General features: G+C 70.2%; 12 protein-coding genes. 7 read left to right on the top strand and 5 right to left on the bottom strand.

Features of this window, described 5'->3' with window-relative positions:
- The first annotated feature begins 38 nt into the window (after positions 1-38).
- From secY to map, 3 genes are read left to right on the top strand one after another with little or no spacing between them, the layout of a single operon-like run.
- A complete protein-coding gene (secY, locus tag WA675_RS16540) occupies positions 39-1,361 on the top strand; it encodes a preprotein translocase subunit SecY (protein WP_336085396.1) in 1,323 nt (440 codons plus the stop codon).
- Positions 1,358-1,903: an adenylate kinase gene (locus WA675_RS16535; protein ID WP_336085395.1), complete on the top strand. Its 546-nt coding sequence runs from the start codon at positions 1,358-1,360 to the stop codon at positions 1,901-1,903. The genes secY and WA675_RS16535 overlap by 4 nt, the downstream gene beginning before the upstream one ends.
- A gap of 21 nt (positions 1,904-1,924) precedes the next feature.
- Positions 1,925-2,722 carry a type I methionyl aminopeptidase gene (gene map / locus WA675_RS16530; RefSeq protein ID WP_336085394.1) on the top strand — a complete coding sequence of 266 codons (798 nt, stop codon included), beginning with the start codon at positions 1,925-1,927 and terminating at the stop codon, positions 2,720-2,722.
- 23 nt (positions 2,723-2,745) lie between these two features.
- Here the strand turns inward: map and dtd are convergent, their stop codons facing one another.
- Together dtd and WA675_RS16520 are read right to left on the bottom strand one after the other, a co-directional pair.
- Positions 2,746-3,189 (bottom strand): D-aminoacyl-tRNA deacylase, encoded by a 444-nt coding sequence (gene dtd / locus WA675_RS16525; protein WP_336085393.1) that lies wholly within the window; start codon positions 3,187-3,189, stop codon positions 2,746-2,748.
- 44 nt (positions 3,190-3,233) lie between these two features.
- Positions 3,234-4,733: a hypothetical protein gene (locus tag WA675_RS16520; protein ID WP_336085391.1), complete on the bottom strand. Its 1,500-nt coding sequence runs from the start codon at positions 4,731-4,733 to the stop codon at positions 3,234-3,236.
- A gap of 255 nt (positions 4,734-4,988) precedes the next feature.
- On the opposite strand from WA675_RS16520, the gene WA675_RS16515 reads away from it, so the two are divergent.
- From WA675_RS16515 to WA675_RS16505, 3 genes are all read left to right on the top strand, one after another.
- Positions 4,989-6,920: a hypothetical protein gene (locus tag WA675_RS16515; RefSeq protein WP_336085389.1), complete on the top strand. Its 1,932-nt coding sequence runs from the start codon at positions 4,989-4,991 to the stop codon at positions 6,918-6,920.
- Positions 6,917-7,711 (top strand): ESX secretion-associated protein EspG, encoded by a 795-nt coding sequence (locus WA675_RS16510; RefSeq protein WP_336085387.1) that lies wholly within the window; start codon positions 6,917-6,919, stop codon positions 7,709-7,711. The genes WA675_RS16515 and WA675_RS16510 overlap by 4 nt, the downstream gene beginning before the upstream one ends.
- A gap of 116 nt (positions 7,712-7,827) precedes the next feature.
- Positions 7,828-8,148, top strand: a complete 321-nt coding sequence (locus tag WA675_RS16505) for a hypothetical protein (protein WP_336085385.1) — start codon at positions 7,828-7,830, stop codon at positions 8,146-8,148.
- 9 nt (positions 8,149-8,157) lie between these two features.
- Here the strand turns inward: WA675_RS16505 and WA675_RS16500 are convergent, their stop codons facing one another.
- The 3 genes from WA675_RS16500 to WA675_RS16490 are packed head-to-tail and all read right to left on the bottom strand — an operon-like array spanning position 8,158 to position 9,490.
- Positions 8,158-8,604, bottom strand: a complete 447-nt coding sequence (locus tag WA675_RS16500) for a TY-Chap domain-containing protein (RefSeq protein ID WP_336085383.1) — start codon at positions 8,602-8,604, stop codon at positions 8,158-8,160.
- Entirely contained in the window at positions 8,601-9,086 is a 486-nt protein-coding gene (locus WA675_RS16495; protein ID WP_336085381.1) for a DUF6301 family protein, read from the bottom strand. Before WA675_RS16495 ends, WA675_RS16500 begins: the two co-directional genes overlap by 4 nt.
- A 20-nt stretch (positions 9,087-9,106) precedes the next feature.
- Entirely contained in the window at positions 9,107-9,490 is a 384-nt protein-coding gene (locus WA675_RS16490; RefSeq protein ID WP_336085380.1) for a hypothetical protein, read from the bottom strand.
- A 209-nt stretch (positions 9,491-9,699) separates the two neighbouring features.
- On the opposite strand from WA675_RS16490, the gene WA675_RS16485 reads away from it, so the two are divergent.
- On the top strand, positions 9,700-25,581 hold the full coding sequence (locus WA675_RS16485; protein WP_336085378.1) for a WXG100-like domain-containing protein: 15,882 nt from the start codon (positions 9,700-9,702) through the stop codon (positions 25,579-25,581).

Here is a 25,581-nt window from a genome sequence, read left to right as displayed (position 1 = left end):
GGCTGATGGCCTGACCATGTCGTTCGCCAGGAGGATTTGTGCTTTCCGCCTTCGTATCGGCCTTCCGGACTCCGGACTTACGGCGGAAGATTCTCTTCACGCTGGGGTTGATCGCGCTGTACCGATTGGGTGCCGCGCTGCCGTCCCCCGGTGTCGACTACCAGAACGTCCAGGAGTGCGTGAAGCTGGTCTCCGGTGGGGAATCCGCCGGTATCTACCAGCTCATCAACCTCTTCTCCGGTGGTGCGCTGCTCCAGCTGTCGGTGTTCGCGATCGGCATCATGCCGTACATCACCGCGAGCATCATCATCCAGCTGCTGACCGTGGTCATCCCGCGCTTCGAGGAGCTGCGTAAGGAAGGCCAAGCAGGCCAGACCAAGATGACGCAGTACACCCGGTACCTCTCGATCGCGCTCGCGGTCCTGCAGGCCACCGGTCTCGTCGCGCTCGCCGCGCGCGGGCAGCTGCTGCGAGACTGCAACGAGCCGATCCTCGCCGACACCAGCATCTTCGGCATGATCATCATCGTCCTGGTGATGACCGCCGGTGCCGCGCTGGTCATGTGGTTCGGCGAGCAGATCACCGAGCGCGGTGTCGGTAACGGCATGTCGCTGCTGATCTTCGCCGGTATCGCCGCGCGCATCCCGCTCGACGGCAAGGCCATCCTGGACACCCGCGGTGGCCTGGTCTTCGGTCTCGTCTGCGCCGCCGTGCTGGTGATCATCGTGGCCGTCATCTTCGTCGAGCAGGGCCAGCGCCGGATTCCGGTGCAGTACGCCAAGCGCGTGGTCGGCCGCAAGATGTACGGCGGGTCCTCGACCTACCTGCCGCTGAAGGTCAACCAGGCCGGTGTCATCCCGGTGATCTTCGCGTCCTCGCTGCTCTACCTGCCGAACCTGATCGCGCAGCTGACCGGGTCGAACACGGCCACGGATCCGAGCTGGTGGCAGGAGATCATCCAGAAGTACCTGGTGAACCCGTCCAACCCGGTCTACATCGCGATCTACTTCGGTTTGATCGTGTTCTTCACCTACTTCTACGTCGCGATCACCTTCAACCCGGAGGAACGCGCCGACGAGATGAAGAAGTTCGGCGGCTTCATCCCGGGTTACCGGCCCGGTAAGCCGACCGCGGACTACCTGAATTACGTCCTGAGCCGAATCACGCTGCCCGGCTCGATCTACCTCGGTCTGGTCGCCGTACTGCCCAACCTGTTCCTGGACATGGGCAATTCGGGCGCGGTGGCGAACCTGCCGTTCGGCGGTACCGCGGTGCTCATCATGGTCAGTGTGGGTCTCGACACGGTCAAGCAGATCGAGAGCCAGCTGATGAATCGAAATTACGAAGGGTTCCTCAAGTGAGAGTTGTTCTGCTCGGTCCGCCGGGTGCCGGCAAAGGTACTCAGGCCGTCCTGCTGTCGGAAAAGCTGGGCGTTCCGCACATCTCCACCGGAGACCTCTTCCGCGCGAACATCAGCCAGCAGACCGCCCTCGGTCGCGAAGCGCAGAAGTACATGGACGCGGGCGACCTCGTCCCCAGCGACGTCACCAACCGCATGGTCGAGGCCCGCGTGGGTGAGCCCGATGCCGCCAACGGCTTCGTGCTCGACGGTTACCCGCGCACGGTCGACCAGGCCGACGCGCTGAAGAAGATCCTCGAGCACAACGGCTCCGAGCTCGACGCCGTGCTGTGCTTCGTGGTCGCCGAGGACACCGTGGTCGAGCGCATGCTCGCCCGTGGCCGCGCCGACGACACCGAGGACGTCATCCGCAACCGGCTGCGGGTCTACCGCGAGGAGACCGAGCCGCTGCTCGCGTACTACGACGGTCTCGTCGTGACCGTCGACGGCGTCGGCGAGGTCGACGAGGTCAACGGGCGGGCACTGTCCGCCCTCGGCAAGTAGCGATCGGAGTACTGAGGCCGGATGGTCTTCAACCGGAAGAAGAAGGTCGTGCCGTTCCGCACGGCGGGCGAGCTGGACGCCATGGCGGCGGCGGGCGCGATCGTCGGGCGGACGCTGGTCGCCGTGCGGGACGCGGCCAAGCCCGGCGTGTCCACCCTGGAGCTGGATCAGGTGGCCGAGGCCACCATCCGCGACGCGGGCGCGGTCCCGTCGTTCAAGGGCTACCACGGCTTCCCCGGCTCGATCTGCTCTTCGGTCAACGACCGGGTCGTGCACGGGATCCCCTCGGCGAGTGACATTCTCGCCGAGGGCGATCTGGTGTCCATCGACTGCGGTGCCATCCTCGACGGCTGGCACGGCGATTCGGCCTGGACCTTCGGCATCGGCACCATCATCGAGGCCGACGAGCTGCTGAGCGAGGCCACCCGCCTGTCCATGGAGACCGGTATCGCGGCCATGCTGCCCGGTAACCGCCTCACCGACGTCTCGCACGCCATCGAGCTGGGCACCCGCGCCGCCGAGCAGGCGCACGGCCGCGCCTACGGCATCGTCGACGGCTACGGCGGCCACGCCATCGGCCGCGAGATGCATATGGACCCGTTCCTGCCCAACGAAGGCGCGCCCGGCAAGGGCCCGCGCCTGGTGGTCGGCTCGGTCCTGGCGATCGAACCCATGCTCACCCTCGGCACCGTCGAGACCAAGACCCTCGACGACGACTGGACCGTGGTCACCACCGACGGCTCCCGCGCCGCCCACTGGGAACACAGCGTCGCCGTCACCGAGGACGGCCCCCGCATCCTCACCCTCCGCCCGGAGTAGTTCACTCGTTCGACGCGGCCCGGTCAGCCTTCCAGCAGGATGGTGACCGGGCCGTCGTTCGTCAGCTGGATCTGCATGTGGGCGCCGAAGTGGCCGGTGTCGACGGTGGCGCCGAGGTTGCGCAGGGTGGTGGCGAAGGTGTCGACGAGCGGTTCGGCGATCTGGCCGGGGGCGGCGGCGTTCCAGGAGGGGCGGCGGCCCTTGGCGGTATTGGCGTAGAGGGTGAACTGGCTGACCACCAGGATGGGGGCGTTCAGATCGGCGGCGGAGCGTTCGCCGTCGAGGATGCGCAGCCGCCAGGTCTTGTCGGCCAGGGCTTTCGCGGTGGCCTCGGTGTCGGTGTGGGTGGCGCCGACCAGCGCGAGCAGGCCGTGCCCGCCGGAGTCGGCGGTGGGCTCGATCCGGCCGACGACCTGTCCGTCGACGCTCACCTGGGCGCTGGTGACCCGCTGCAGCAGTACTCGCACAGCCACCGATCATGCCGGGTGACGGCGTGCGGGAACCCGCCGGGTCAGTCCTTGCCGAAGAACAGGATGTTCGGGCCGAAGTCGGTGAGCGGGCCCTTCTCGGCGGCCTGGCGGATACCGCTGCCGGGCAGTTCGGTGACCTTGGCGAACATCGGGGCATTGCCGAAGGCGGCGCGCACCTGGGTCTCCGAGGCGTAGTCGGCGCCGTAGTCGGCCAGGGTGGCGAAGTCGAGCGGGGCCAGGGGCGCGTCGAGCGGGGCCTGTCCGGCGGGTCTGCCGAGTGCGGCGTATTGGGTGGCCACGCCGCTGTCGTAGAGGCACAGCTCATAAGAGATGTTCTCGATGGTCGCGACGGTCAGCACCGGCCACTTCTCCGAAAGCCGCACCGCCAGCGGATGTCCGGCGAGCGCGCCGATCTCCCAGTTCAGGCTCTTCACCGAAATCCAGCTGCCCGAGGCCTTTTCGACCAGTACGACATCGGCGCCGAGTTCGGCGGCCGAGTTGGTGACCGGTTCCTTGACGCCCCAGTGCTTTTCGTGGACTCCGGCGAAGCGGCCCGCGTCCACCGGGGTCGCGCCGTCCTGGGCGTAGGCGGCGACGATGGCGGCGCGCACCTGGTCCAGCGCGTCCGGTGCCGAACAGCGCACGGCGAGCGCGCCGTAGGTCGCCGAGATCTCCACCGGCCGCGAGGGCGGTTCCGGCATGGCGCCCGCGGCCAGCGGCTTGAGGCCGACCAGTGCCAGGCGCCAGTTGATCTCGTCGATGGTGGCCAGGTCGCCGCCCGACTGGTAGAGGATCTGCTGCTGGGTCAGCCGCCCGGCCTTCTCCAGCGTGGTGGCGCCGAGTTTCACCAGGGCCTGGGTGGTCTTGAGGGTGAGATCGAGCTCCTCGACGCGGGTTTCGCGTAGTCGCGCGGTGGCGGTGGCCGAGGTGAGCTCGGAGTAGAGGGTGCGATAGCTCGCGATGGCCTGCTTGCGGGAGCGCCCGACCATCATGGTGCGCAGCAGGGTGCTCAGGCTGGCCAGATATTTGCCCGGCTGTTCGGGGGCGCGCGCGTACATGGCCGCGCGGATGCGGACGGCCGACTCGGTGGCCGCCACCGCCGCGTCGTGGTCCAGGCGCATCAGCCAGACGCCGCACTTGGACAGGCCGTCGGCGCACATGGCCGAGACCTCGGGGTAGTCCTGGGCGACCTGGCGATAGGCCGAGCAGGCACTGCGAATGGTGTTGGTGGCCAGCTGCCGGTGCCCGACCAGCCGGGTGGCCTGCTCGAACAGGCGCAGCGCGTCCTGCAGGGCACCCGCGTACTCGTAGGACACCCAGCCCTCGACCAGCCAGTGCAGCCGGATCGCCACGGCCTCCTGCGCCGGTTCGAGCGCCTCGGCGGTGCGGTCGCGGCCGGTGGGGTCCTCGCGGGTGGCGAGCAGGCCCTGGGCCAGTTCGCTCAGCGCGCCTGCGAGCTGGAGGTAGTCGGCGGGCTGCTGGCTGCGGGTCCGGGTGCGGTCGGCCGCGACACGCCGCTCGAGGCTACTCAGATCGGTCATGAGCAGTTCCATCGCGACGTCAATCTCCGGCCTCATCACTCGTCGGTATCCGGCCGCCGAGCGGCCGTTGCAGCTTCGATCGAGTCTGTCACAGATCGGCGCGCGCTGCCGGATCGTTGGGGTGAACCCGATGTTCACCCAGCGGTGTCGCCCTGTTTCTTTGTGGCTGTGCATATTTCGCATTGCTCACTAGAATGCGAGACGATCGAACCGGCTGCGTGGGTCGTCGGTGGGGTGCTTCGAGGAGCGGTGAGCGTGGGCGATTCTCCCTGGTCGGGGTTGGCCGGCAAGGCGAAAGTCAAGGTCGAGACGGGGGCCGCGCTCGAGGCCGCCAAGGCGTGCAGCCAGGCGATCGAGGTGTTCAAGGGGTGCCAGGACCTGTTCGCCGACGATCTCAACAACTACGACGAGGACAAGCTCGGCGGTAGCCAGGTGGACGCCGGGCCGCCCCTGCGCAACAAGTTCATCGCCGAGGCCACCCAGGCCAAGGATCTGCTGGGCCGCTATATCGACTCGCTCGAGGACCTGGTCTCGCTGTTCAAGGCGGCGGGGGAGTCCTACACCGACACCGACCAGGGTTCGGCCGACAATCTCGCCTCGCTCAAGGGCGAACTCGGCAGCGTGAACTCCTCGCCCGGCGCCAAGGACATGGCGGGGGAGGTGTCCCGGGCCGGTGCCTACCTGCCGGACCACTGGGAGGTCGATGTCACGACCTCCGGCAACACCATGAACATCAAGATGGAGAAGCACAACTACGACATCGAGACCGCGGACGTGCCCAAGCACGCGGGCACCGCGACGGCGGAACCGGTCGGTGTGCGGATCCCGGTCCGCGCCGCGGACAATATGTCCTGGCGCGATATGTACGACCTCGGTCAGCGGATCTCCTGGGCGGAGGTCGCCAATGACGCGCCGATCTGGGAGGCGATGGCGCACGCGGTGCACGGCGCCGCCTACAACCTCGAGCAGAAGCTGGCCGAGATCACCAGCGACCGGTGGGAGAGTCAGGGCGGTGACGCCGCGCTGGCGGCGATCGGCACCTTCGGCAAGTCGGCGATGGTGGCCAGTGACTCCTTCACGATGATGCAGCAGAACCTCGAATACACGGCGGACTGGTTGTACGCGACCAAGGTGTGTATGCCGATCGAGACCGAGGACAAGTGCGACGACGATCTGCAGGAGAACCGCGATCGGTACGAGCGGCACTATGTCAACGGGGTGATGAACACCGAGAAGCTGTTCCCGGCGGCGGCCGAGCCCGCGGCGCCGAAGGGTCCGGTGACGAAGCCCGACGACGGCAATAACAACAACAATAACAACAATAACAACAACGGAAATAACAACAACGGCGGAAACAACAACGGTGGAAACACCGGTGGCAGTGGTAATTCCGGCGGTAGTGGGAATTCCGGGGGTAGCGGAAACTCCGGCGGTGGCAGTCAGCAGCAGGGCATCTCGGCCGCCGACGCGGCCAAGCAGCAGGCCGCTCAGCAAGCCGCCCAGCAGGCGGCGGCAGCGCTGCAGCAGCAGGACGGCACCGGTGGCGCCCAGCAGAACAGCGGTTCCCAGCAGGACGCGAACGGGCAGGCCGCCGGGTCGACCGGTTCCACCGGGTCCGCGTCGGGGTCGAGCGGGTCCGGGTCCGGCGATATGTCCGGCATCCTGTCCTCGGTGATGTCGGCGGTGACCGGCGCGGTCTCCTCGCTCACCCAGGCGCTGCCCTCGCTGGCCACCGCCCTCCAGCAGGTGTCCTTGCCGACGACCGACACCGGCGCCACCTCGGGCCTGCCCGACCTCACCCAGCTCGGCACGCTGTTCGGGCAGTTCCCCGATCTGGCCGAACTGCTGTCGCAGTCACCCGAGATCAATCAGCTGATCGCGGACAACCCCGCGCTGTCCCCGCTGGCGGAGATGCTCGGGATCGAGACCGCCGCACCGGCCACCGACGGGGCTGCGGTGGCCGGGGAGACCACCGAGCCCGCGATGGCCGACGCGTTCCCGCGGGCCTCGCTGCCCGACTTCTCGAACCTATCCGGGCTGGACGAGGTCGTCACCCCGCTCACCGGCCTGGTCGCCGAGTCGCTGGCTACCGAAGCGCCGGTCCAGCAGGTCGAGGCCCCGGTCGAGTCGGTCGAGGCCGGAGCCACCGGCTCGATCGCGCACGCCCGCCCGGAGGCCCGCGCATGACGCAGAAGTGGGAACTCACCGATATCGAGTTCCGGGTGCTGTGGCAGCGATTCGTGGGCACCGACCTGCCGCGCCCGCTGACCTTCCAGTCCACGACGCGCCTGCACGAGGACTACGAGGAAGAGAAGTACCAGACCTGGCAGCGGTTGCAGCACTCCGTCGATCCGGCCCTGCGCACGGTGTTCGATGTGCTGGAACGGCCGGAAGTCTATGTGCGGCTGCGCGGCTGGAAGGACAGCGAGCGCGACCAGGCCGCGCACTGGCTGAAGGCGCGCGCGGCACGAGCCGGTGCCAATGGGTACCTGATCTACCAGCTTCCGGGCGAAACACCCACGCACAGTGGCGGTTACACGGTGGTCGATATCGGGCCGTACGGGCTGGCCGACGCGATCGTCGACCTGATGCCGGGCACCGGCGCGGGCACCGGTGGGCTCATTCCGCTCGTCACCGACGCGGGCGACCGTGACGACTACGGGCAGCGCTCCTCGATGTTCTTCGAGGAGGCCGACACCTCGATCGTCCAGCGCAGCACCGAGTTCTTCAGTCGCCCGGCCGAGCGCACGGGCACCATCAATATCCTGCAGAACCAGTCGATGTTCGGTTCGCGCGGCATGCACCGCGACATCCTGGTGTGGCGTGACCTGCCCGCCGACGGCCGCTACGTCATCGAACTGCCGAACGAGAACCCCACGGCCACACCGATGTCGCGCACCGATCTGATCGACAAGATCAATGCCTCGATCGAGCGGATGATGTCGCGGGTGGAGGCGCACTGGGAGGCGGGGGTCTGACCCGCACCCGCCGTTCATGATGGGGCCATGCGGGATTCGCGCGGCTGTGTGAGGCTGTTGCGCACGGGAAAGTGTTGTGGTGTGCTCGAAACACCACTCGTGGAGGGATGAGGGCGATGGGCACGTTCGAATACGACGCCGACAACTTCCGGACCGCGGCGGGCAAGTCACGCGGGGTGAGCAATCAGCTCACGACCATCATCAACACGCTCAACAGCTCGCTCAACAGCCGCGGAAACGTCTGGGGCAACGACAAACTCGGTCAGAGCTTCAACGACGGCCCCGGCGGCGACGACGGCTACGACTCGTCCTGGACCAACACCAGCGACAACGTCAAAACCATGGCCAAGTCCATGGGCGATTTCGCCGACGGCCAGACCGAGAGCGCCGACTACATCGACAAGATGGAGCAGGGCAACCGCAACGGCCTGACCTAGCCACCGGTCTCAGGGGGCGTCGGGGATGCCCAGGCCGGGGAGGTGGAGATCGCTGTTGCCCGCCTGTTCCACCCAGCCCCGGTAGACCAGCGTGGTGGGGGCGGCGATGCCGAAGCCGTCGCGGAGGCCGGTCACGGTCATGGCGGCCAGCCGCTGGTAGTCCTCGGTGGTTGTCGGCCAAGGGAATTCGGCCCACCAGTTGTCCATGTGGGCCTCGTCGGGGGTCTGCCAGCCCGCCTCGGTGATGGCCCGGATGCCGTCGGCGTCGGGGCGGAAGGCGGGTTCGAGCCATTCGTCGCCGGTGAGTTCGGCCGCGACCGCCGTGCCGGTCTTGCGGAACTGGGCGAAGCGCCGCGCGCCGGGGGCGGCCGATTCGCCGATCACCAGCACGGTGGTGTCGGGGGCGGCCGCGAGTTCGGTGGCGAGCCCGTGGGCGAAGGCGGTCCAGCCGGTCACAGCAGGCCCTGTTCATCGAGCGCGATATTGCGGTCGTCGGCGGCCAGCCGGGCATTGGCGGTCAGATACAGCCAGACCGAAGCGGCGGAGCGTTCGAGCACGACCGTGGCCGCGGTCCCGGCCCACCGCAGCCGCGGCGGCGGACCGGCGACGCGCGCGGTGGGCGCGCCGAGCTTGGCGGTGATCGCCGCGGCGATGCCGTCGAAGGCCGGGCCGACCTCGGCCTCCTGGCCCGCGCCCGCGAAATCGCTGATCTGCAGCTCGATTCCGGTGACCTGGCCGTCCTTGGCGCGGATGGCGCCGCTGTCCGGGCCGAACCCGATGTCGAGCATGATCCGGCGGGGGCGGCTGGAGAGGGTCTGCCAGCCGAACTTCTCGACGACGGCGGGTGCGTCGTCGAGGGTCCACGACCACTCGAGGGTGTGCAGTGCGGCCGCGAGATCAGCTGCCTCGTCGGCGGGCAGCACGCGCCAGTTCGCCATGGGCTTGCCTTTCCTCTCGGTCAGAAATAGGACAGGAACGCCGCGTCGAAGTCGGGATCGCGGGTGTCGAACGATTGCGGGGTGTAGTCGAAGGCGCGCACCCGGTCGACGAACTCGGCGGGCAGGGTGAGCGGCTGTTCGGCGAGGTATTCCAGAGAATCCTCGCGCCAGATCCAGACGCCATCGGAATACAGCGACGGCCCGCCCTCGATATCGGCGCCCTCGACGAACAGGTGGTCGGAGGAGCCCATGACATCGAAGATGGCGCGGACCTCGCGCATGTAGTTCAGGATCTGCTCGCGATCGGGTTCGACGGTGCCGGTCGGCGCGGTGTGGACCGAGGGCAGTTCGTCGTGCGTGCCCTCGTACATCTCGCGGTACATGGCCACCGGCTGCAATTCCATGGCCCCGATCCTTCGCGTGCACCGCATGGTCGTCAAGTTCGCCGACGCGGTCGTTTCCCGTTCATCCTGCGGTCACGGCGGATTCGCCCATAGCTGCCACTCTGTTGCACAGGCGAACGACTTGTGGTGTGCTTCGGATGGGCACCACTTGCTGGAGGATGAGGGGCGATGGCGACGTTCACGGACGCGAGCTGGTGACGTAGCGCCCCATGATCGATCTGCCATCCGGGCTGCATTGGCTCTCGATTCTCGCCGGCATGGAATGGCCGGACGGCAATGAAGACGAGATGTGGGCCATGGCCGAGGACTGGCGCGCGGCCGCCGACAGTCTGCGCGGGCTCGTCGACGACATCGATGCCGCCAAAGACGCTGCCTTCAAGGCGTATCCGCAGGGCGAGGGCGTCGACAAGATGCTCGAGGCCTTCGACAGCATGGCGCGCGGTGACCAGTCGGTCACCAAGCTGGGTGAGCTGTTCGATCTCCTCGGTGACTCGGTGTATCAGACCGGCACCGAAATCGAATACACCAAGATCATGTTCCTGTCCTCGCTGGGCTTGCTGGCGCTGGAAATCGCCGCGGCGTGGATCTTTCCGCCGACGGCGCCCGCGGTGGAGGCGGCCGCCATCGCGGCGACCCGGGTGGTGGCGCGCACCATCTTCGGCCGGGTGCTGGCGGCGATTCTGCGGCACGGCGCGAAGGCGGTGCTGACCCGCGTCCTGAAGTTCGTCGGTCAGCACGTGGCGATCGACACCGCGCTGGGCACCCTGCAGGAACTCGGTGTGCAGCAGTGGCAGGTCGACCAGGGGCACCGCAAGGAGATCAACTGGGATCAGGTGAAGTCGGCCGCGATCAGTTCCGCCGCAGGCGGTTTGGCGGCGGGTCCGTTCGGCGACTTCCTCGGTAAGCGGCTCGGTGACAGCATGGCGCCGTGGCTGCGCGGCGCGATCACCGGCACCGGCGCGGGTCTGGTCGGCGCGGGCGGCGGCATGCTCGGCCAGTTCGCCTACGACGGCTTCACCAAGGGCTGGGATCAGGCCTGGGACAACCTGCAGGCCGCGGCCTCGGACCCGCTGATGTGGAGCGCGGGCGCCACCAACGGTGGGCTCTCCGGCTTGAACAAGGCGGGCGCGAATTCCGCCTGGCAGAAGATGAATCCGGGCCTGTTCGAGCGGCCGAGCTTCAGCTCGCGGATTCGCGAGGCCATGGGACCCGGCTATGACCTGGGCAGTTTCGGTGTGGACGAGTCCACGGGCGCGGGCGACGGGTCGTCCACCCGGCCCGGGGGCGAGGACGAGAACCGGGCGGGCGCCGACGACGGGGCGACCGGGGCCGGTGACGACGGCAAGGTGCGGGTCGGCGCGGGCGAGGACACCATGGACGGCGGCTCCGGCGAGGGGCGCGCCGGTGCTGGTGACGACAGTCAGTCGATGCGGCCCGCGGGCGCCACTCAGTCGCCGGAGGCCGACGGGCAGACCGACACGAATTCCGGTGCGGGCGAAGCACGTCAGGACTCCGGCGGCGATCGGCAGCACAGTGGCGCCGACGGCGGCGCCGGGGGTGGGCGTCAGGATGCCCGGCCGGAGGCGCAGACCGGCGGCGACACGCAGCAGTCCGGTGACGGTGGCCGCCAGGACTCCGGGGCCAGGGCGGACGGGGAAAGCCCGGCCGCACAGGGCGATTCGGGGAGGGACGGTTCGCGGGCCGGAGAGGCCGACTCGACGGCCGACGGTGCGAACGTCAATGACGGAACGCGCACCGACGCGCACTCCACCGGCAAGCCGATCACCCAGGTCGACGCGCCGACGGCGACCAGGGACATGACCACCCAGGCCGGGGGCGCGCCGGTGGCCGCCGGGATGACCGGTGCGGGTCCGGCGGCGACGGGTGGGCCAACGCCCGGCGCGACGGGGCAGGCGCCGGTCACGGGCCAGGCGGCACCCGCGACCTCCCAGCCCGCCGCCACGCCCGCGCAGTCCGGCGCTCCCGCCCAGTCCACGTCAACGCCGGGCCAGCAGGCGGGTACTCCCGCGGCGCGGCCGGGGGCGAGCGATGTCCGGGCCGGGATGCCGGACGGCGTCCAGGGCTCCGATATCCGTTCCAGTGCACCGGAACTCGGCGCCGATGCGTCGCGGACGGTGGATTCCGATGCCGAACAGGTGAACGAGCCGAGTGTCCGGTCCGAGGAGGAATCGCGCGCCGGTGTCGGCGAACAGCGCGGCGCCGGTCTGGCCGACACCCCGCTCCAGGGACTGCAAGCCGCGCCGGGCGAAGCGCCGCCGGTGCGCGGCGAGGCGGAGGACGCCGCGACTCCGGTGCGTGCCGGGGCGGAGGACGCCGCGACTCCGGTGCGCGGCGAGGCGGAGGACGCCGCGACTCCGGTGCGTGCCGGGGCGGACGAAGCTGCGACTCCGATGCGGGCCGAGGGGGAGGACGCTGCGACTCCCACGCGCGGCGAGGGGGAGGACGTCGCGACTCCGGTGCGCGCCGGGGAACCCGAGGTCCGGTCCGACCCGCTCGCTGACCTCGCGCCCGTGGTGCCGCTGGTCGGCGCCGATCCGGGTGCGAGCCCTGCGCGGCCGGGTTCGGAGACGAGCCGTCCGGCACGCCCCGCTGACTCCTCGTCGCGTCCACGCCCGGGCGATGACGGTGGCTCGCCGCGTGACCGCACCGACGATAGCGGTCGGCCGAACGGCCGGGGCGACGACGCCGCATCGCTCCGTGACCGCACCGACAACGGCCCGGGTGACGATCCCGCCTCGCCGCGTGACCGCGCCGACGACAACGGGCAACCGCGCCCCGACAGCGACGACACCCTGCCGGTGCCCGACGACTATCTGCCCAATGGTCAAGGTGTCGTGCACAATCCGACCGGCACCGCGATCGGTGACGATGCCCGCACCCATCGCGTCAGCCAGAACGTCCGCAACGACGGCGCGCACGACGTGGTGGTGCACGGGCGCAGCGATGGTTCGGTGACGCCGGGTAACAAGGACGCGGTCAGCCCGCAGGACATCGTCGACGCGATCAACCGCAATCCACATTACGTTCCTGGCACGCCGATCCGGTTGCTGTCCTGTCACGCGGGCAACGATTCCGGCTGGGCGCAGCACATCGCCGATCAGCTCGGTGTGGATGTCATCGCGCCGACCGACCGGGTCGGTGTGCGCCGGGAACCGGGCTCGGAGCCGGTGATCGATCGCGGTGGTGAGTGGGAGCGGTTCCGGCCGGAGTCGGCGACCACGCCCAGCGAGACACCCACGCCCAGAGCGGATTCCGATCCGGACGTGCCCCGCGACACCCTCGACGGTGACACCCGCGCGCGCGATGGCGAACTCGTCGACTTCATGAGCGACCAGGATCCGCCCACCCGCCCGACGGCGATGTCGTTCCTGACACCCGAGATCGGCACCCCGCACGCGCCGTTCAGCCGCACACCCGGGGTGGACGCGCACCTGCTCGGCGTGCTCGACCTGAACGACCCGATGGTGCGGACCGGGGGAAACCCGCGCCGGATCACCCATGTCGGCGGGGAACCGATCGACGAGTATTCGCACCGGCTCAGCGAGGAGCGCGGCCAGGCGTTCGACGACGCGGCCAAACCCGACGCGGCCCTGGTCGCCGAATTCGAGCAGCACAAGGCCCAGCAGAAGGCGCTCGAGGCCGAGCGGGCGGCGGCGGGCCGGGGCGTTCGCGATGCCAATATCGAGCTCAGGGACGCCAAGCAGGCCAGGGACGCCGGGGTCGAGGGCGCCGACGCGCGGGTGCGCGCCGCCGAGGACGCGGTCACCGCCGCCAAGGACAAGGCCACCGCGGCCAAGGCGGCCCTGGACAATTTCCTCGCTGCCGACAAGGCCGAAGGCGAGGCCGGGAACTCGCCCGCCAAGCGCCTGGCGAAGGCCGAGGCCGACCGGCTCTCCGCCAATCGGCGCGGCCACGTCTCGTCCATCACCATCGACCGTCTCACCGGCCGCGTGTACGAGGCCGCCAACGGCACCTCCGACCAACGCATCCATCCGTCGGAGCTGCACCCGACGCTGCATAACAATGTCGCCCGCTACCAGGACCCGCTGGACGTCTACCACGGGAACCGCGACCCGGCGCACTTCCCGCACGCGGACAACCCGCTCGGCCACGCCGAGATCCGCGGCACCAACGCCGCCCTGCACGACCGGGAGCTGTTCAACCAGCGCCGGAAACCGGGCGAGGCGGCGCTGCCGACCGATTTCGACGGCCTGGCCTCCATTCTCAACTCGCCGTATGTGCCCGGTCGCGGTGTCGAAGCGCCCTGCTGCGCCAACTGCACCCGGGTGGTGCAGGGCACCGAGAGCACCGCGGGCCACATCATCGACGAGGGCGAGCCCCGGGTCGACCCGCTGCGCCACGCCGATCTCGAACAGGCCGCGCGCGACGGCGAACCCCGGGACCCCCGGTTGGTCTCGCCCGAGTATCCGGCCGATACCGACTTCATGGGCGACGACGATCCGGTGCCGCCCGGCCTGGTCCGCGGTGACGACGGACAGCTGCATCGTCCCGGCGACCGGCCGGACAGCTTCCGCGACCCGGACGGCACCTGGCACCACAACGACGACCCGCCCGGCACCAAGCGCAATGTCGACTTCCGGCTCTACGACTCCGGCGGGTTCATCAAGGACCACCTCACCGGTGGCGAGTACCAGCATCGCGTGCAGAAGGGCGATTCGGAGCCGCACATCGTGCAGGATCCGGAGCGCGCGCGGGAGATGGCGGAGGCCTCCACGCGGCGGGTGGAGCTGCAGACCGAGCGGAACAACACCGGCAAAGAACTCGCGAAGCTCATGAAAGAGTTCGCGTTGAAGGACAAGCACGAACTCGCGCCCAAGGCACTGCCGGAGAAGATCAAGAGCCTGCGGCAGGCGCTGCTCGCCGACACCACGCTGAGCGAGCAGGAGCGCGCCCGTAAGCGCGCGCTGCTCGACGATCTGGAAGACGTCGCCACCGACTACAACGACCAGGGCCGCGAGATGGTCGAGCTCTCCAAGAAGCTCGGTGAGGTGGCAGGCACCGACTACGCCCTCGCCCGGCCGGGCGCGGTCAAGCTCTCGCCGTTCGACGGCGCGTTCGACGGCGCGGGCGTGGTCGATATCGCGGCCTTCATCCCCGCCGATGGCGACTCGCCGCCGACGCTGCTGGTCGTCGAGGCGAAGGGTGTCGGGGCGACACTCGGTGGGTCCAAGGTCATCAGTGCCGAACAGGGATCGCCGGAGTACCTGCGCCACATCCTGGGCAAGGACCGCAACCTCGTCCGCCTGCTCAACGAGACCCCCGAGCAGCTGCGCGCGTGGGGCGTCGATGCCGCGGTGGATCAGCTGCGGGCGGCCATGGACGACGGCACGCTGCGGGTGGAGTACCGGCTCGTGCACTCGGACGAGAACGGGAAAGTCACGGTGACCGAGCTGCTGCTCGACCGCGACGGCGTCGACCAGCTCGCCGATGTGCCGCTGCCCTTCGACATCGACCCCGCCACGCTCGACCGGTCCGGCGACGACGACGTCACCACTGACTACATGGGCGAGCCCGATACGTCGCGGACACCGGACACCGACGGCACCGACCGGACACGGCCCGATCCCGACGACATGGACTGGCTCGGCACCGATGACGAATCCACCTCGCGCAGACCAGATTTCGCCGAACCTGAACCGCCGGAGCGGGAGGTGCGCGTCGAACTCGGGGACAACGGGGAGGTCGTCGCGCTGCATGTGCGGCTCGATGACGGCCAGTGGATCGTCGCGCGGAACGATGGTGCGACGGATCAGGAGGGCGCCCTCGCGCGGCGCGAGGACCCCGAGCTGCTGGATACCCGCAGTGAACTGCGCAAGTGGGTGGATCGGCTCAATCGCGGGTTCGAGGGGCTCAATCTCAAGTACCCGTCCGGGTCCGGGCTCGACGGACGTGGCCAGACCGCGATTCGCGACGGCGTGACCGGCGGCATCGGCATGGTGACCGATCCGCCGCCCGCGCCCACACCTGCCTCGCCGGTGCCGGACGGCCCGGTGATCAGTGCCCCGCCACCGGGGCCGGGCGACCCGGCGCTGAATGTGGCGCGCATCGGCAAAGAAGGCGTGACCATCTGGCACAACCGGGAGCATCTGCCGATCATCGGCGGCATGATGGGCCGCCAGGAGGACACGGCGGGCGCCTATCACCCGGTCTACTTCCCGGACGGCACCGAGTACCGGCCGTGGATCACCGACGCCGACCCGAACGCGGTGCGCGACACCGTGGTCAGCGAGCTGCGGGCGGAACGGATGGATCCCGACGAGGCCCGCGCGATCCTCGAGGAACTGTTCGCCACCAGCCGGGATCCGCGACTGCGCCAGGACCTGATCGACGACCTGGAGTTCAACGGCCTCATCGACACCGACACGGCGCGGGCCATGGAAGACGCGCCGCTGCCCGATCCGCCCCGGCCGCCCGAACAGCCGGGCTCGCCGCCGGAGGGCGAGTCGCTCACCGACATGGCCCAGCGCCTCGGTATCGACCTCGACAGCGACAGCCCGCAGGACGTGCGCGCCGCGATCGACCGGCAGACCCACCGGGTGCTGCGCGAGCTCGGCGCCATCGAGGGGCTGGCCGATGCCGCGCACCGCGCCGAGGCGGAACAGACCCGGCCCTACCGGCGCGCCGATCACCCCGTCGACCCCGAACCCGCGCCGGACGAGCGGACCGTGGCGGGACCGGACCGCCGCTCCGAGCTCGACTCGGGCGAACCGCGCCGCGACACCGCCGACTACGACGACCTCGACGACGAGACCGCGCCGCCACGCCGCAGCTACTGGGGTGACACCAGTGCGCCTCGGCCGGTGCCGTTCTCGGCGGAAGCCAGCTTCCTCGACAAGGACCCGCTCGGTCGCTTCCTGCGCGATCTGATCGTCGCCTTCGATGGCGATACCGCGCTGCGCGACTACGACCGGGTCGGCAACGGCGCGGACCGGCTGCCCGAATGGGCCAGCTTCCTGGACGACCGCGAACCGGGCCGGGACCAGGCGCGCGCCCGCGAGTTCTTCGAGAACGCGCTGCGCCGCGACCAGCTGCGCGACGAATTGTCCAGCTGGGCAGCCATGTTCGGCCGCGACCTGGGCGATCTGACCGGGGATCGGCTGGAAACGACGCTGAACGAACTGCGCGAGTCGGCGCGTCAGCGGGCGCGGCACCTGGCCGATTTCGTCGCCGCCGCGCAGCCGATCCTGCAGGGGGACGGCACCCCGCCGGTCGGGACCATGTACGGCGATCAGGTCGCGCGGGTGCCCGATCCGGACGGCGGGCCCGACCGGCTGCTGGTGCTCGACGGCGCGCTCGCCCGCGAAGAGGCGCTGGCGCGGGCCCTGCGTGATCATCCCGAGCTGGCCGTCGACGTGAACAGCGGGGTGCTGAAGCCGGATTTCCGGGCCTCGCACGACGACGGGGCCGGGCAGCGATTCCTCGATCCGCTGGCGACCCCGGAGGTCCAGCACATCCGGCGCACGGTGGACGGCGCCGAACTGCAGGTGACGATGTTGCGCGGGGAGGACGGCGAGTGGCGTCCGGTCCAGACGACTCCCGAGCCGCCGCCCGCGCCGCGCGACCGGGCCGAGATGGCGCGCGAGATCGTCGATCTGGCACGGCAATTGAACCTCGGTCCGGCCGCGGTGCATCCGGATGCCATCGCCGACACCGTGCGCGCGCTGCACCTGGACAACGCGGTCCGCGCCGGGCAGGCCGAGGCGCTGGCCGACTACGCGCGCACCATGTCCGATATCGAGAGCTTCCACCTGATCGGTGACGCGCGGGGTCAGCTGGCGACCCGGCTCGGTATCCCGGAGGCCGAACTCACCCCGCGCCGGATCGCCGAGGCGCTGGCCGATCCCAAGCAGCGCCGGGCCCTGCGCAACCAGCAGTTCGAGGATCTGCTCGACGGGCAGCAGCGCGATCCGCGACGGACCGCCGGGTACTCCCAGCAGCTGCGGAATATCGACGAGGGCGCGGTCCTGGCCGCGCAGGAGGCGCTGATCCGGGCGCTGAGCCCGGGCGATCCGGACGCGCTGCGCCCGCTGATCAGCGAGACCGACCGGCACGGCAGGTCGAAGGTGCGGCCCGCCGACACCGGCATCGACCCGACCGCGTTGCGCAGGCGGGTCATGCGGATGCACCGGCTCGGGCAGCGCGATCAGGTGCTCGACGCGCTCACCACCTTCGCCGACGCGTTGCTGTCGCTCGACCCGTACAAGGATGTGCCCAAAGGCGATTCGTCCGCCGACCCGCGCACCACCGGCGACCCACACATCTACGACGCCGACGCGGTGCACGCGCTGCGCGAGGTGACCGACAGCGCGCGGCCCGGCGCCGACCCGCTCGATTTCGCCGCCCTGATCGCGGAGAACCTCGCGCACGCCTACGGGGCCGATCTGCCCGTGGACCCGAACGAGCCACGCCCGCAACCGAATCGGGACTGGGCGCGGTTGGTCGGTGTCGACATCTCCACCGCCGACGGCGCGACGTTCGTCAAGGTCTACGAGGCCTACCGCGACGGCAAGATCGAGAAGCACGAGGGGCTCAGCCCGGAGAAGCTGGCGGCCGAGATCGCCGCCATCCGCGCGGAGATCCGGACCAGGACCGAGCAGCTCCGGCGGTTGCGGGAGCTGGCCGACGAGTTCTATCGGCCGGTGGGGGATCTGCCCGCCGGGTCGCCCGGACGGGAGCATCCCGGTCGACAGCCCGACGCGCTGGGCGACGGCGAGAAGGGCCTGCCTGCTGGGCCGGAATCCACGGGCTCGGAACCGGTTGACGGCGGTCCTGCTGGTGGGCCGCGGGCGATTCCGGATGGTGCGCGACCGGATTCGCGGGCCGACGCCGATGCGGTGCCCGAGCGCGGTCAGGATCTCGACGACCGGGCCGCCGCGAAACTGGCCGAGACCATGCGCAAGCTCGACGCGGTCGCCGATGAGCTCGCCGAACCGCTGCCGACGCTCGACGATCTCGTCGGCCCCGGCGATCCGGTCGACCCGCTGGCCAGGATCGACGAAGCCGTCGACCGGCAGAACAAGCTGGCCGACCAGGCCGAGGAACGCCGCGCCGACCGAGCCGACGAGGCACTGGACGAGGCGATGCGCGCCCTCGACGGTGTCGATGACGATCTCGCGGCCCAGCAGGAGCACTCGCGGGCCCAGCGCGAGCTCGACGCGGCCCAGGCCGAGATCGCCCGCCGTTTCGAGGAATTGGCCGCCAGCGAGGGGCCGAGTGAGTCCGTTGCCGCTGCCGCTCCTGACAACGGCGGCAACAACGGCAAAGGTCCCGATGGCAAGAATGCCAAGGGGGGCGACAATGGTGACGGTGTCGATAACGGCGACAACGGTTCCCGTGGGGACGATGATTCCGGCGAGCCACCAGCAGCAGCCGAGCCCGGCGGGCCGCCGTCCAAGCCTCCGTCACGTCCACCGACGGCGCCGACTCCGGAACCGGAAGAGCCGTCGAGGAATTCGTCCCCGCTGAACTCGGGTCTGCCCAAGGCACCCGCCGAGCTGGCCGTCCCCGGCGACAACACCCTGGCTGGGTCGGTCGCCGACGACAGCGTTCCCGGCGATCCCCCGCAACGCGCCTACCAGCGCCGGGACTTCCTCAACGATGTCCACCGGTTCCTGCGGGAACTCGGCGATCTCCCGCCCTCGACCACCGCCGACACCCCGCCGCTCACCCCGGAGCAGGCCGAGCAGGTCCGGATTCTCGCCGAGGCGCTCGGGCTCGGTGACGCCCTCACCCGTCAGCGGGATCCGCTCGGCGCGCTCGCCGAGATCGCCGATATGGCGCGGGCGCGCGGATTCCTCGACCGCGCCCTCGATCCCGACGCCGACCTCGGCAAACCCATGCGATACCCGGACGACTACGAGCCGCTCGATCTCGACGAGCTCCAGGATGGCTTGGACCACTGGCGCGTCGAAGGCGATCCGCGGGTGCGGGACGAGCTGGCCGAGGATCTCCGGCTGGCCGGACTCGACGACGATTCCCGCCCCGCGCTCGGTGCCGAACCGGAGCCGAATCCGCAGGCCACGCCGCTGCGCCCGTCCGCGATCCTGCCGCCGGACGACGGCACGCGTCAGCCCGGCGCGCCCCGGCTCGAGCCCGCGCGGCAGGCGATGGATCGCCTGGCCGCCCGGTTCGGGGTGGATCTCACCGACGCCGGTGCCCTCGATGCCGCGCGGTACCGCCAGTTGCTGCGGGCGGGCGCGGTCGAGGCGTTCGCCGCCGCGGTCCGGCACGCCGAGACCGCCACCGATCCGCAGCAGCGGGCCCTGCGCGAGGCCGTCGCCCGGCGGTGGGCGGCGAGGCTGGGTCTGCCCGCCGATCCCGGTCTCGTCCGCGCCGCCGACGACATCAACCGGTTGCGCGCGGGAGTCGCGCGCGATGCCGGGGATATGGCGCATCTGTATCAGATGGTGCGCCACCAGCTCGACGACCGCGTCCTGTCGCTCGATGTCGACGGCGACAAGACGCTGGTGCGGCTGGTGGCCGACGGACCCGACGCCTGGCATCTGGAACCGCTCGAGCGACGCGCGCCGAAGCCGTTCCGGCATCCCACCGACACGGCGGTCGAGGTGGCGCCGAAGAAGAACTGGCTGCGCAGGCTCTGGGATCGGATCGTCAACCGGGGCTATTACGGGGAGAACCCGAAGTACCCGTCCGGTTCGAGCATCGACAGCGCGGGCCAGTCCATGCTCGGGCACGGGGCCGGGCTGCCGCTGACCTCGGTGAAGGACGCGACGCCCGACGCCCCGGGCGGCGAATACGACCAGCTGCAGATCAAGTTCAACCCGGTGCGCATCCTCAAAGAGGGCATGGAGATGTGGCGCAAGCGGGAGCTGGTGCCGATCCTGCGGCACCTGTCGGCGCGGATCGCCGATCAGGCGGGCGAGTTCCTGCCGCTGCGCAATCTCGACGGCACCGAATACAAGCCGTGGATCTCCGACGCCGACCCGGAACTGCGCCGCCAGATCGAACAGGAACTGCGCGAGGCCGGGCTCGAGCACCTGCTCGAACCGGAAAGCCTGACACCGGAGGAACTCGCGGCCCGGCAGGCCGAGGAAATCCCGGAAACCGCTGAGCGGCAACAGCTTCCCGCCGAACCCGAACGGGCTCCCGAACCGGCCGAGCCGCTGCCGCCGTGGCTGAGCGAGGTGGTCGACGCGGTCAACCAGCGCATCGCCGACGCCACCGTGCTCGACGCGCTCGCCGCCGAACTCGGCATGCGCATCACCGATTTCAGCGAGGAGGGTCTGCGCAAGGCGCTCGCCGAGGCGCAGTACCGGCTGCTGCGCCGCGACGGGGTGATCCAGGCGCTGGCAGCCGCGGCGCGGTTCTTCAATGCCGAGCACGCCGACATCCCGTTCCGCCCGGCCAACTTCTTCAGCAAGGACCCGCTGGGCGCCTACCTCAAGGAAGTCGTCGCGGCCAGGGGCGAGAAGTTCAGCTTCGACATGCTGAACTGGCGCGGGGTGAACAACGGTGGCGAATGGGTCGACCTGTGGCCCGATCTGAGCGACGACGGTTCCCCGACCATCCACGCCGAGGACGCGCGCAAGATCTTCGACGACGCCCTGCGCCGCGCGGGTCTGCGCGATGAGCGGTCCACCTGGGCGCATCTGGCGGCCGCCGATCTCGCGGCGCTGACCGGGAATCTCGACGCCGAGATCACTCGGCTGCGCGATCAGCTCGACCGCAATGTCGGGGTGCTCGACGAATTCGCCCGGCGGACAGCGGAATTCCTGGACAGTGACACCGGCGACCGGCTCGTGCTCGATCCGGAGAACGGCACCATCGCCATCGTCGACACCGGGGCCGGGCACGAAGCCGCGCTGGCGCGGGCACTCGCCGATGCCGACGCGGACTTCATCGACCGGCTCAACCGGGGCGAGGTCGACATCCGGATCAGGATCGTCGGGGTGGACGATCGGGGGCTGGTGCGGGTCGCGGAGGTCGACGCGCCCGAGGTGCGTCAGGTGCGGGCCGAGGTGGACGGGCGCGTCGTCGACGCGACCATGGTGCGGGACGGGGCCGGGCCGTGGCGGATGGTCGAGGCGTCTGCACGGGACGGCGCGGCGGAGGCGAACCTGCCCGCGGTCGCCGAGGAGACTGTGCCGCAGCCGCGTTCGCTGGCGGAGGTGCGGGCCGAGGTGGCCGAGGTCGCGGCGCGGCTCGGGATCGACGATCCGGCGAATCTCTCGCCCGAGCGGCTGCACGATCTGCTCGCCGAGCTGGATCGCGAGAATCAGGTGCGGGCCAGGCAGCTCGAGGGGCTCGTCGACTACGCGCTCAGCGTGGACGCGGTCGACAACTTCAACGCGCTGCACAACGCCCGGAGTGCGCTGGCGCTGCGGTTGGGTGTCGACCCGAGCGATCTCGGTCCGGAAGTGGTCGCCGAGGGTCTCGCCGATCCGTCGACCCGCGTGGAACTGCATCGGCAGCGCGCCAAGGACCTCACCGAGTACGCGAAACTGCTGCACGCCCTCGACCCGGCCGCCGTCGACGCCGCGCGCGACGCGCTCGCCCCGCACCTCGGATTCCCGCGCGGCGGGCTGCCGCTGGATGCCGCGACCCTGGCCGAGGCCGTGTCGAACCGGGCCGCGCGCGGCGATCTCGACGATCTCACCGGCCCGCTCACCGACTACGTGCGGGCACTGGCCAAGATCGACCCGTACGCCGACGACCTGGTCTACGACCCGGCCACCGACCCGCGCGCCATCGGCGACGACCCGCCGGTCCACCCGCGCGACGCCCTCGACTTCCTGCGCGAAGTCGGTGCCGACGACCTCACCTCCCGCGCCCCCCGCCCCGCCGCGCCCCCGGACGCCGTCCCCGGCCCGAGCCGCGATCACGCCCGCCTGCTCGGCGCCGACCTCACCGACGCCGACGACGAGAAGGTCGCCAAGGTCTACGACTGGTTCCGCGACGGCCGCATCGACAAACACGAACGCCTCACCCTCGACCGCCTCGCCGAGGTCCACGAACAGATCCGCGACGAGATCCGCCGCCGCGCCGCCGATATCGCCCGCCTGCGCACCCTGCTCAACGAACCCTTCGTCACCGACCCCGAAATCGGCACCACCACCCCACCCACCGTCGACCCTGCCGACGGCGCACCCCCGTCCGATCCGAACCGTTCACCGAGTTCGGAGCCGTCCGCCCCCGCCGTGCCGGGTGCACCGGTGCGCCCGGAACTGCCTGCCTCCCCGGATACCAACGGCGACAACGGAACTCCGCCCGCCGGCCGTTCACGGGAGGAGCGCCCCGGCTCGAACGGAAACCTCGCCGATCACCCGGGTACCGAACCGCGCGGTTCTCATCCGCCGGTCGACGGCCGCGACGCTGTCGCGACCGACAGCCCTTCGCCGACGCCACCGTTGCTCGGCCCGGTCACCGACCCCGGCGACCCCGGTATCCCCACGGATCTCCGGCCGCACGAGGAGAACCGCCGCCCCGACGCCGGGCTCCCCGCCAACGGCACACCCCGAACGGACTCGGGAGACGGATCGTCACCCCGCCCGTCGTCGAACCCGGTGCACGGCCCCGAGGAGTCCCGCAAGCCCGCTCGACCCGATCAAGACGGCCCGCCTCCCGGCGAGGAAACGCGACGTCCTACCAACCCGAACACCGACATCGACGGCGGGGATCCGACCAAACCCACCGATCCCGATGCCGGTGTCGACAGCGGCGGTCCCGACAAATCCGCAGCCCCGGATACCAGCGTTGATGGTGGTGGTGTTCCGGTGAAGTCGGCCGATCCGGATGTCGGCGTTGATGGTGGTGTTTCGGCGAAGTCGGCCGATCCGGATACCAGCGTTGATGGTGGTGTTCCGGTGAAGTCGGCCGATCCGGGTGTCGGCGTTGATGGTGACGATCCGGTGAAGTCCGCCGACTCGGACGCCGATCCGGACGGTGACAGTCCGGACAAGGGGTTCGATCCAGGTGGACCTGCACAACCGCCGCGTTCGCCCGAGGGAGACCGGCCCGGCACACCTCGACAGCTGCCGGGTTCGTCCCTGCGCTCCCACATCCCGCACCCGCCCCACGAATACGAGGTGGAGCTCGACGTCCCGATCTTCGACGCCGTCGAATGGCCGGTCCCACCCCTACAGGTAACCCCGGAACCCCAGGACCCCCCACAACCCCCGCGCCCACCCCTACCCCCACCCCTACCCCCACCCCCGGGCCACCAGGATCCGCCGTGCCCCCCGGAAACCCCCGAACCACCACACCCCCCGGCCCCGCCGCACGCGCCTGTCCCCACGGACCCACCCGCACCGCCGCAGCCGCCGACAAACCCGCCTGTGCCGCCACAGCCACCTGTGCCGACAGACCCGCCCGCGCCGACGGACCCGCCTGTGCCGCCACAGCCCCCCGTGCCGACGGACCCGCCGGGTACTCCGGCGCCGCCGCAGCCTCCATTCCCGACGGACCCACCCGCGCCTTCGTGGCCCCCGCTGCCGCCCGGACCCTCGCTGCCGCCCGTCCCGCCATTGCCGACCGAACCTCCCTTGCCGCCGCAAATTCCGGTCCCGCCGGGTCCGGTTCCAACCGAACCCGTGCCGCCTGGTGGTGGCTCCTCGATGCCTTCGTTCCCGCCGTGGGTGGCTCAACCCCCCGGGCCCGGCCTGCCCTACCAGCCGGACGGTGGCCACCCGTATCCCCTCGGCAGCCAGCCGTATCCGCCTGGAACTGGCGATCCTTATGCACCGGGGAATGGTGGTCAGCCTCAGCCAACCGGGAGCGGCCAGTCGCCGGGGAATGGTCAGCAGCCGAATGTTCCGGCGAACAATCAGTTCTCGGCGCCAGGAAGCGGTCAGTCTTATGTGCCTGGCACCGGTGAGCCCTCCCCGCCTGGGAACGGCGTGCCGTACCCGCCTGGGCACGGCGTGCCGTACCCGTATGGGACCGGCCAGCCGCACACGGTTGGCACCGGCCAGGATGCCCCGGCGGGGAACGGTCAGTTCGGCACGCCGGGACATGGGCAGTTCGGCACGTCGGGACACGGTCAGTTCGGCACGCCAGTTGGCGGGCAGCCGTACTCGCCTGGGACAGGTGAGCCCTACGCGCCCGGGAACGGTCAGTCGCACGAACCGGGGACTGGTCGGGATTCCCGAGTGGGGAACGGGCAGCTGAACTTGCCGGGGAACGGTCAGCCGTTCTCGCCTGGGGGCAGTCAGTCCTACGGGGCAGGGCCTGGTCAGGCTTATGGGCCGGGAACTGATCAGTCGTACTCGCCAGGGCCTGGTCAGGCTTATGGACCGGGAACTGATCAGGCGTACTCGCCGGGGCCTGGTCAGGCGTATGGGCCTGGGGGTGGTCAGCCGTATTCGCCAGGTAATGGTCAGGTGACTACGCCGGGGAACGGTCAGGCGTTTGGTCCGGGGGCGGGTCAGTCGTACCCGCTGGGGAACCAGGTTTATGGGCCTGGAAACGGTGAATCGTATGCGCCGGGTGGGCAGCAAGGGGCCGTGTCGGGTGGGGTGCAGGGTTCCTCGGCCGGTGGGCAGCAGGGCGCGCAGGCCGGTGGGCAGCAGGGCGCGCAGGCCGGTGGGCAGCAGGGGCCCGTGCAGGGGGCGCCTATGTATCCGCCGCCGATGGTGCCGCCGGGGGGTGCGCAGGGGAGTGAGCGCCGGGCTTATCGGGCCGAGTATCGGGCGCCCGTGGAGCAGGTGGTGTTGGTGGTGCGGGCGTATGGCGGGGGTGTGCTCGCCGAGTTCGAGCCCCGGTCGGGGGCTCTGCGGGCCGCGGCGGCGGGGATGGTCGGGGCCGATGGGGTGTATGGGGATCTCGGTGGGGTGACGGTGATCTTCTATCGGCTCGGGGATCGGTTGCTGGTGCAGGTCGGGAGTCAGGCCATCGATGTGACCTATGGGGCGCATGTGGGGTGGGAGCGGTCGGCGCAGGGGCGGACGCGGTTCAGTGTGGCCGTCGACGGGCGGCCGATGGGGGAGCTGATCTACGGGGTGCTGCCGCCGGAACTGGACCTGGGGCTGCTGGTCCGTAACGTGGTGGCCGATCCGGCGAGCCGGATGACAATCTTCAGTGACCGAGCCTGA

The sequence above is a fragment of the Nocardia sp. SSK8 genome, assembly GCF_037034205.1.
In the GTDB taxonomy this organism is placed as follows: Bacteria; Actinomycetota; Actinomycetes; order Mycobacteriales; family Mycobacteriaceae; genus Nocardia.
The sequence above is the reverse complement of the archived record's forward strand: the minus strand, read 5'-3'. Positions and strand labels throughout refer to the sequence as shown.

What these genes read in the sequence shown, in the direction of transcription:
- map (WP_336085394.1), top strand. Translation starts at nt 1,925, where the DNA reads ATGGTCTTCAACCGGAAGAAGAAGGTCGTGCCGTTCCGCACGGCGGGC.
- WA675_RS16520 (WP_336085391.1), bottom strand. Translation starts at nt 4,733, where the DNA reads ATGACCGATCTGAGTAGCCTCGAGCGGCGTGTCGCGGCCGACCGCACC.
- WA675_RS16510 (WP_336085387.1), top strand. Translation starts at nt 6,917, where the DNA reads ATGACGCAGAAGTGGGAACTCACCGATATCGAGTTCCGGGTGCTGTGG.
- WA675_RS16505 (WP_336085385.1), top strand. Translation starts at nt 7,828, where the DNA reads ATGGGCACGTTCGAATACGACGCCGACAACTTCCGGACCGCGGCGGGC.
- WA675_RS16495 (WP_336085381.1), bottom strand. Translation starts at nt 9,086, where the DNA reads ATGGCGAACTGGCGCGTGCTGCCCGCCGACGAGGCAGCTGATCTCGCG.
- WA675_RS16490 (WP_336085380.1), bottom strand. Translation starts at nt 9,490, where the DNA reads ATGGAATTGCAGCCGGTGGCCATGTACCGCGAGATGTACGAGGGCACG.
- WA675_RS16485 (WP_336085378.1), top strand. Translation starts at nt 9,700, where the DNA reads ATGATCGATCTGCCATCCGGGCTGCATTGGCTCTCGATTCTCGCCGGC.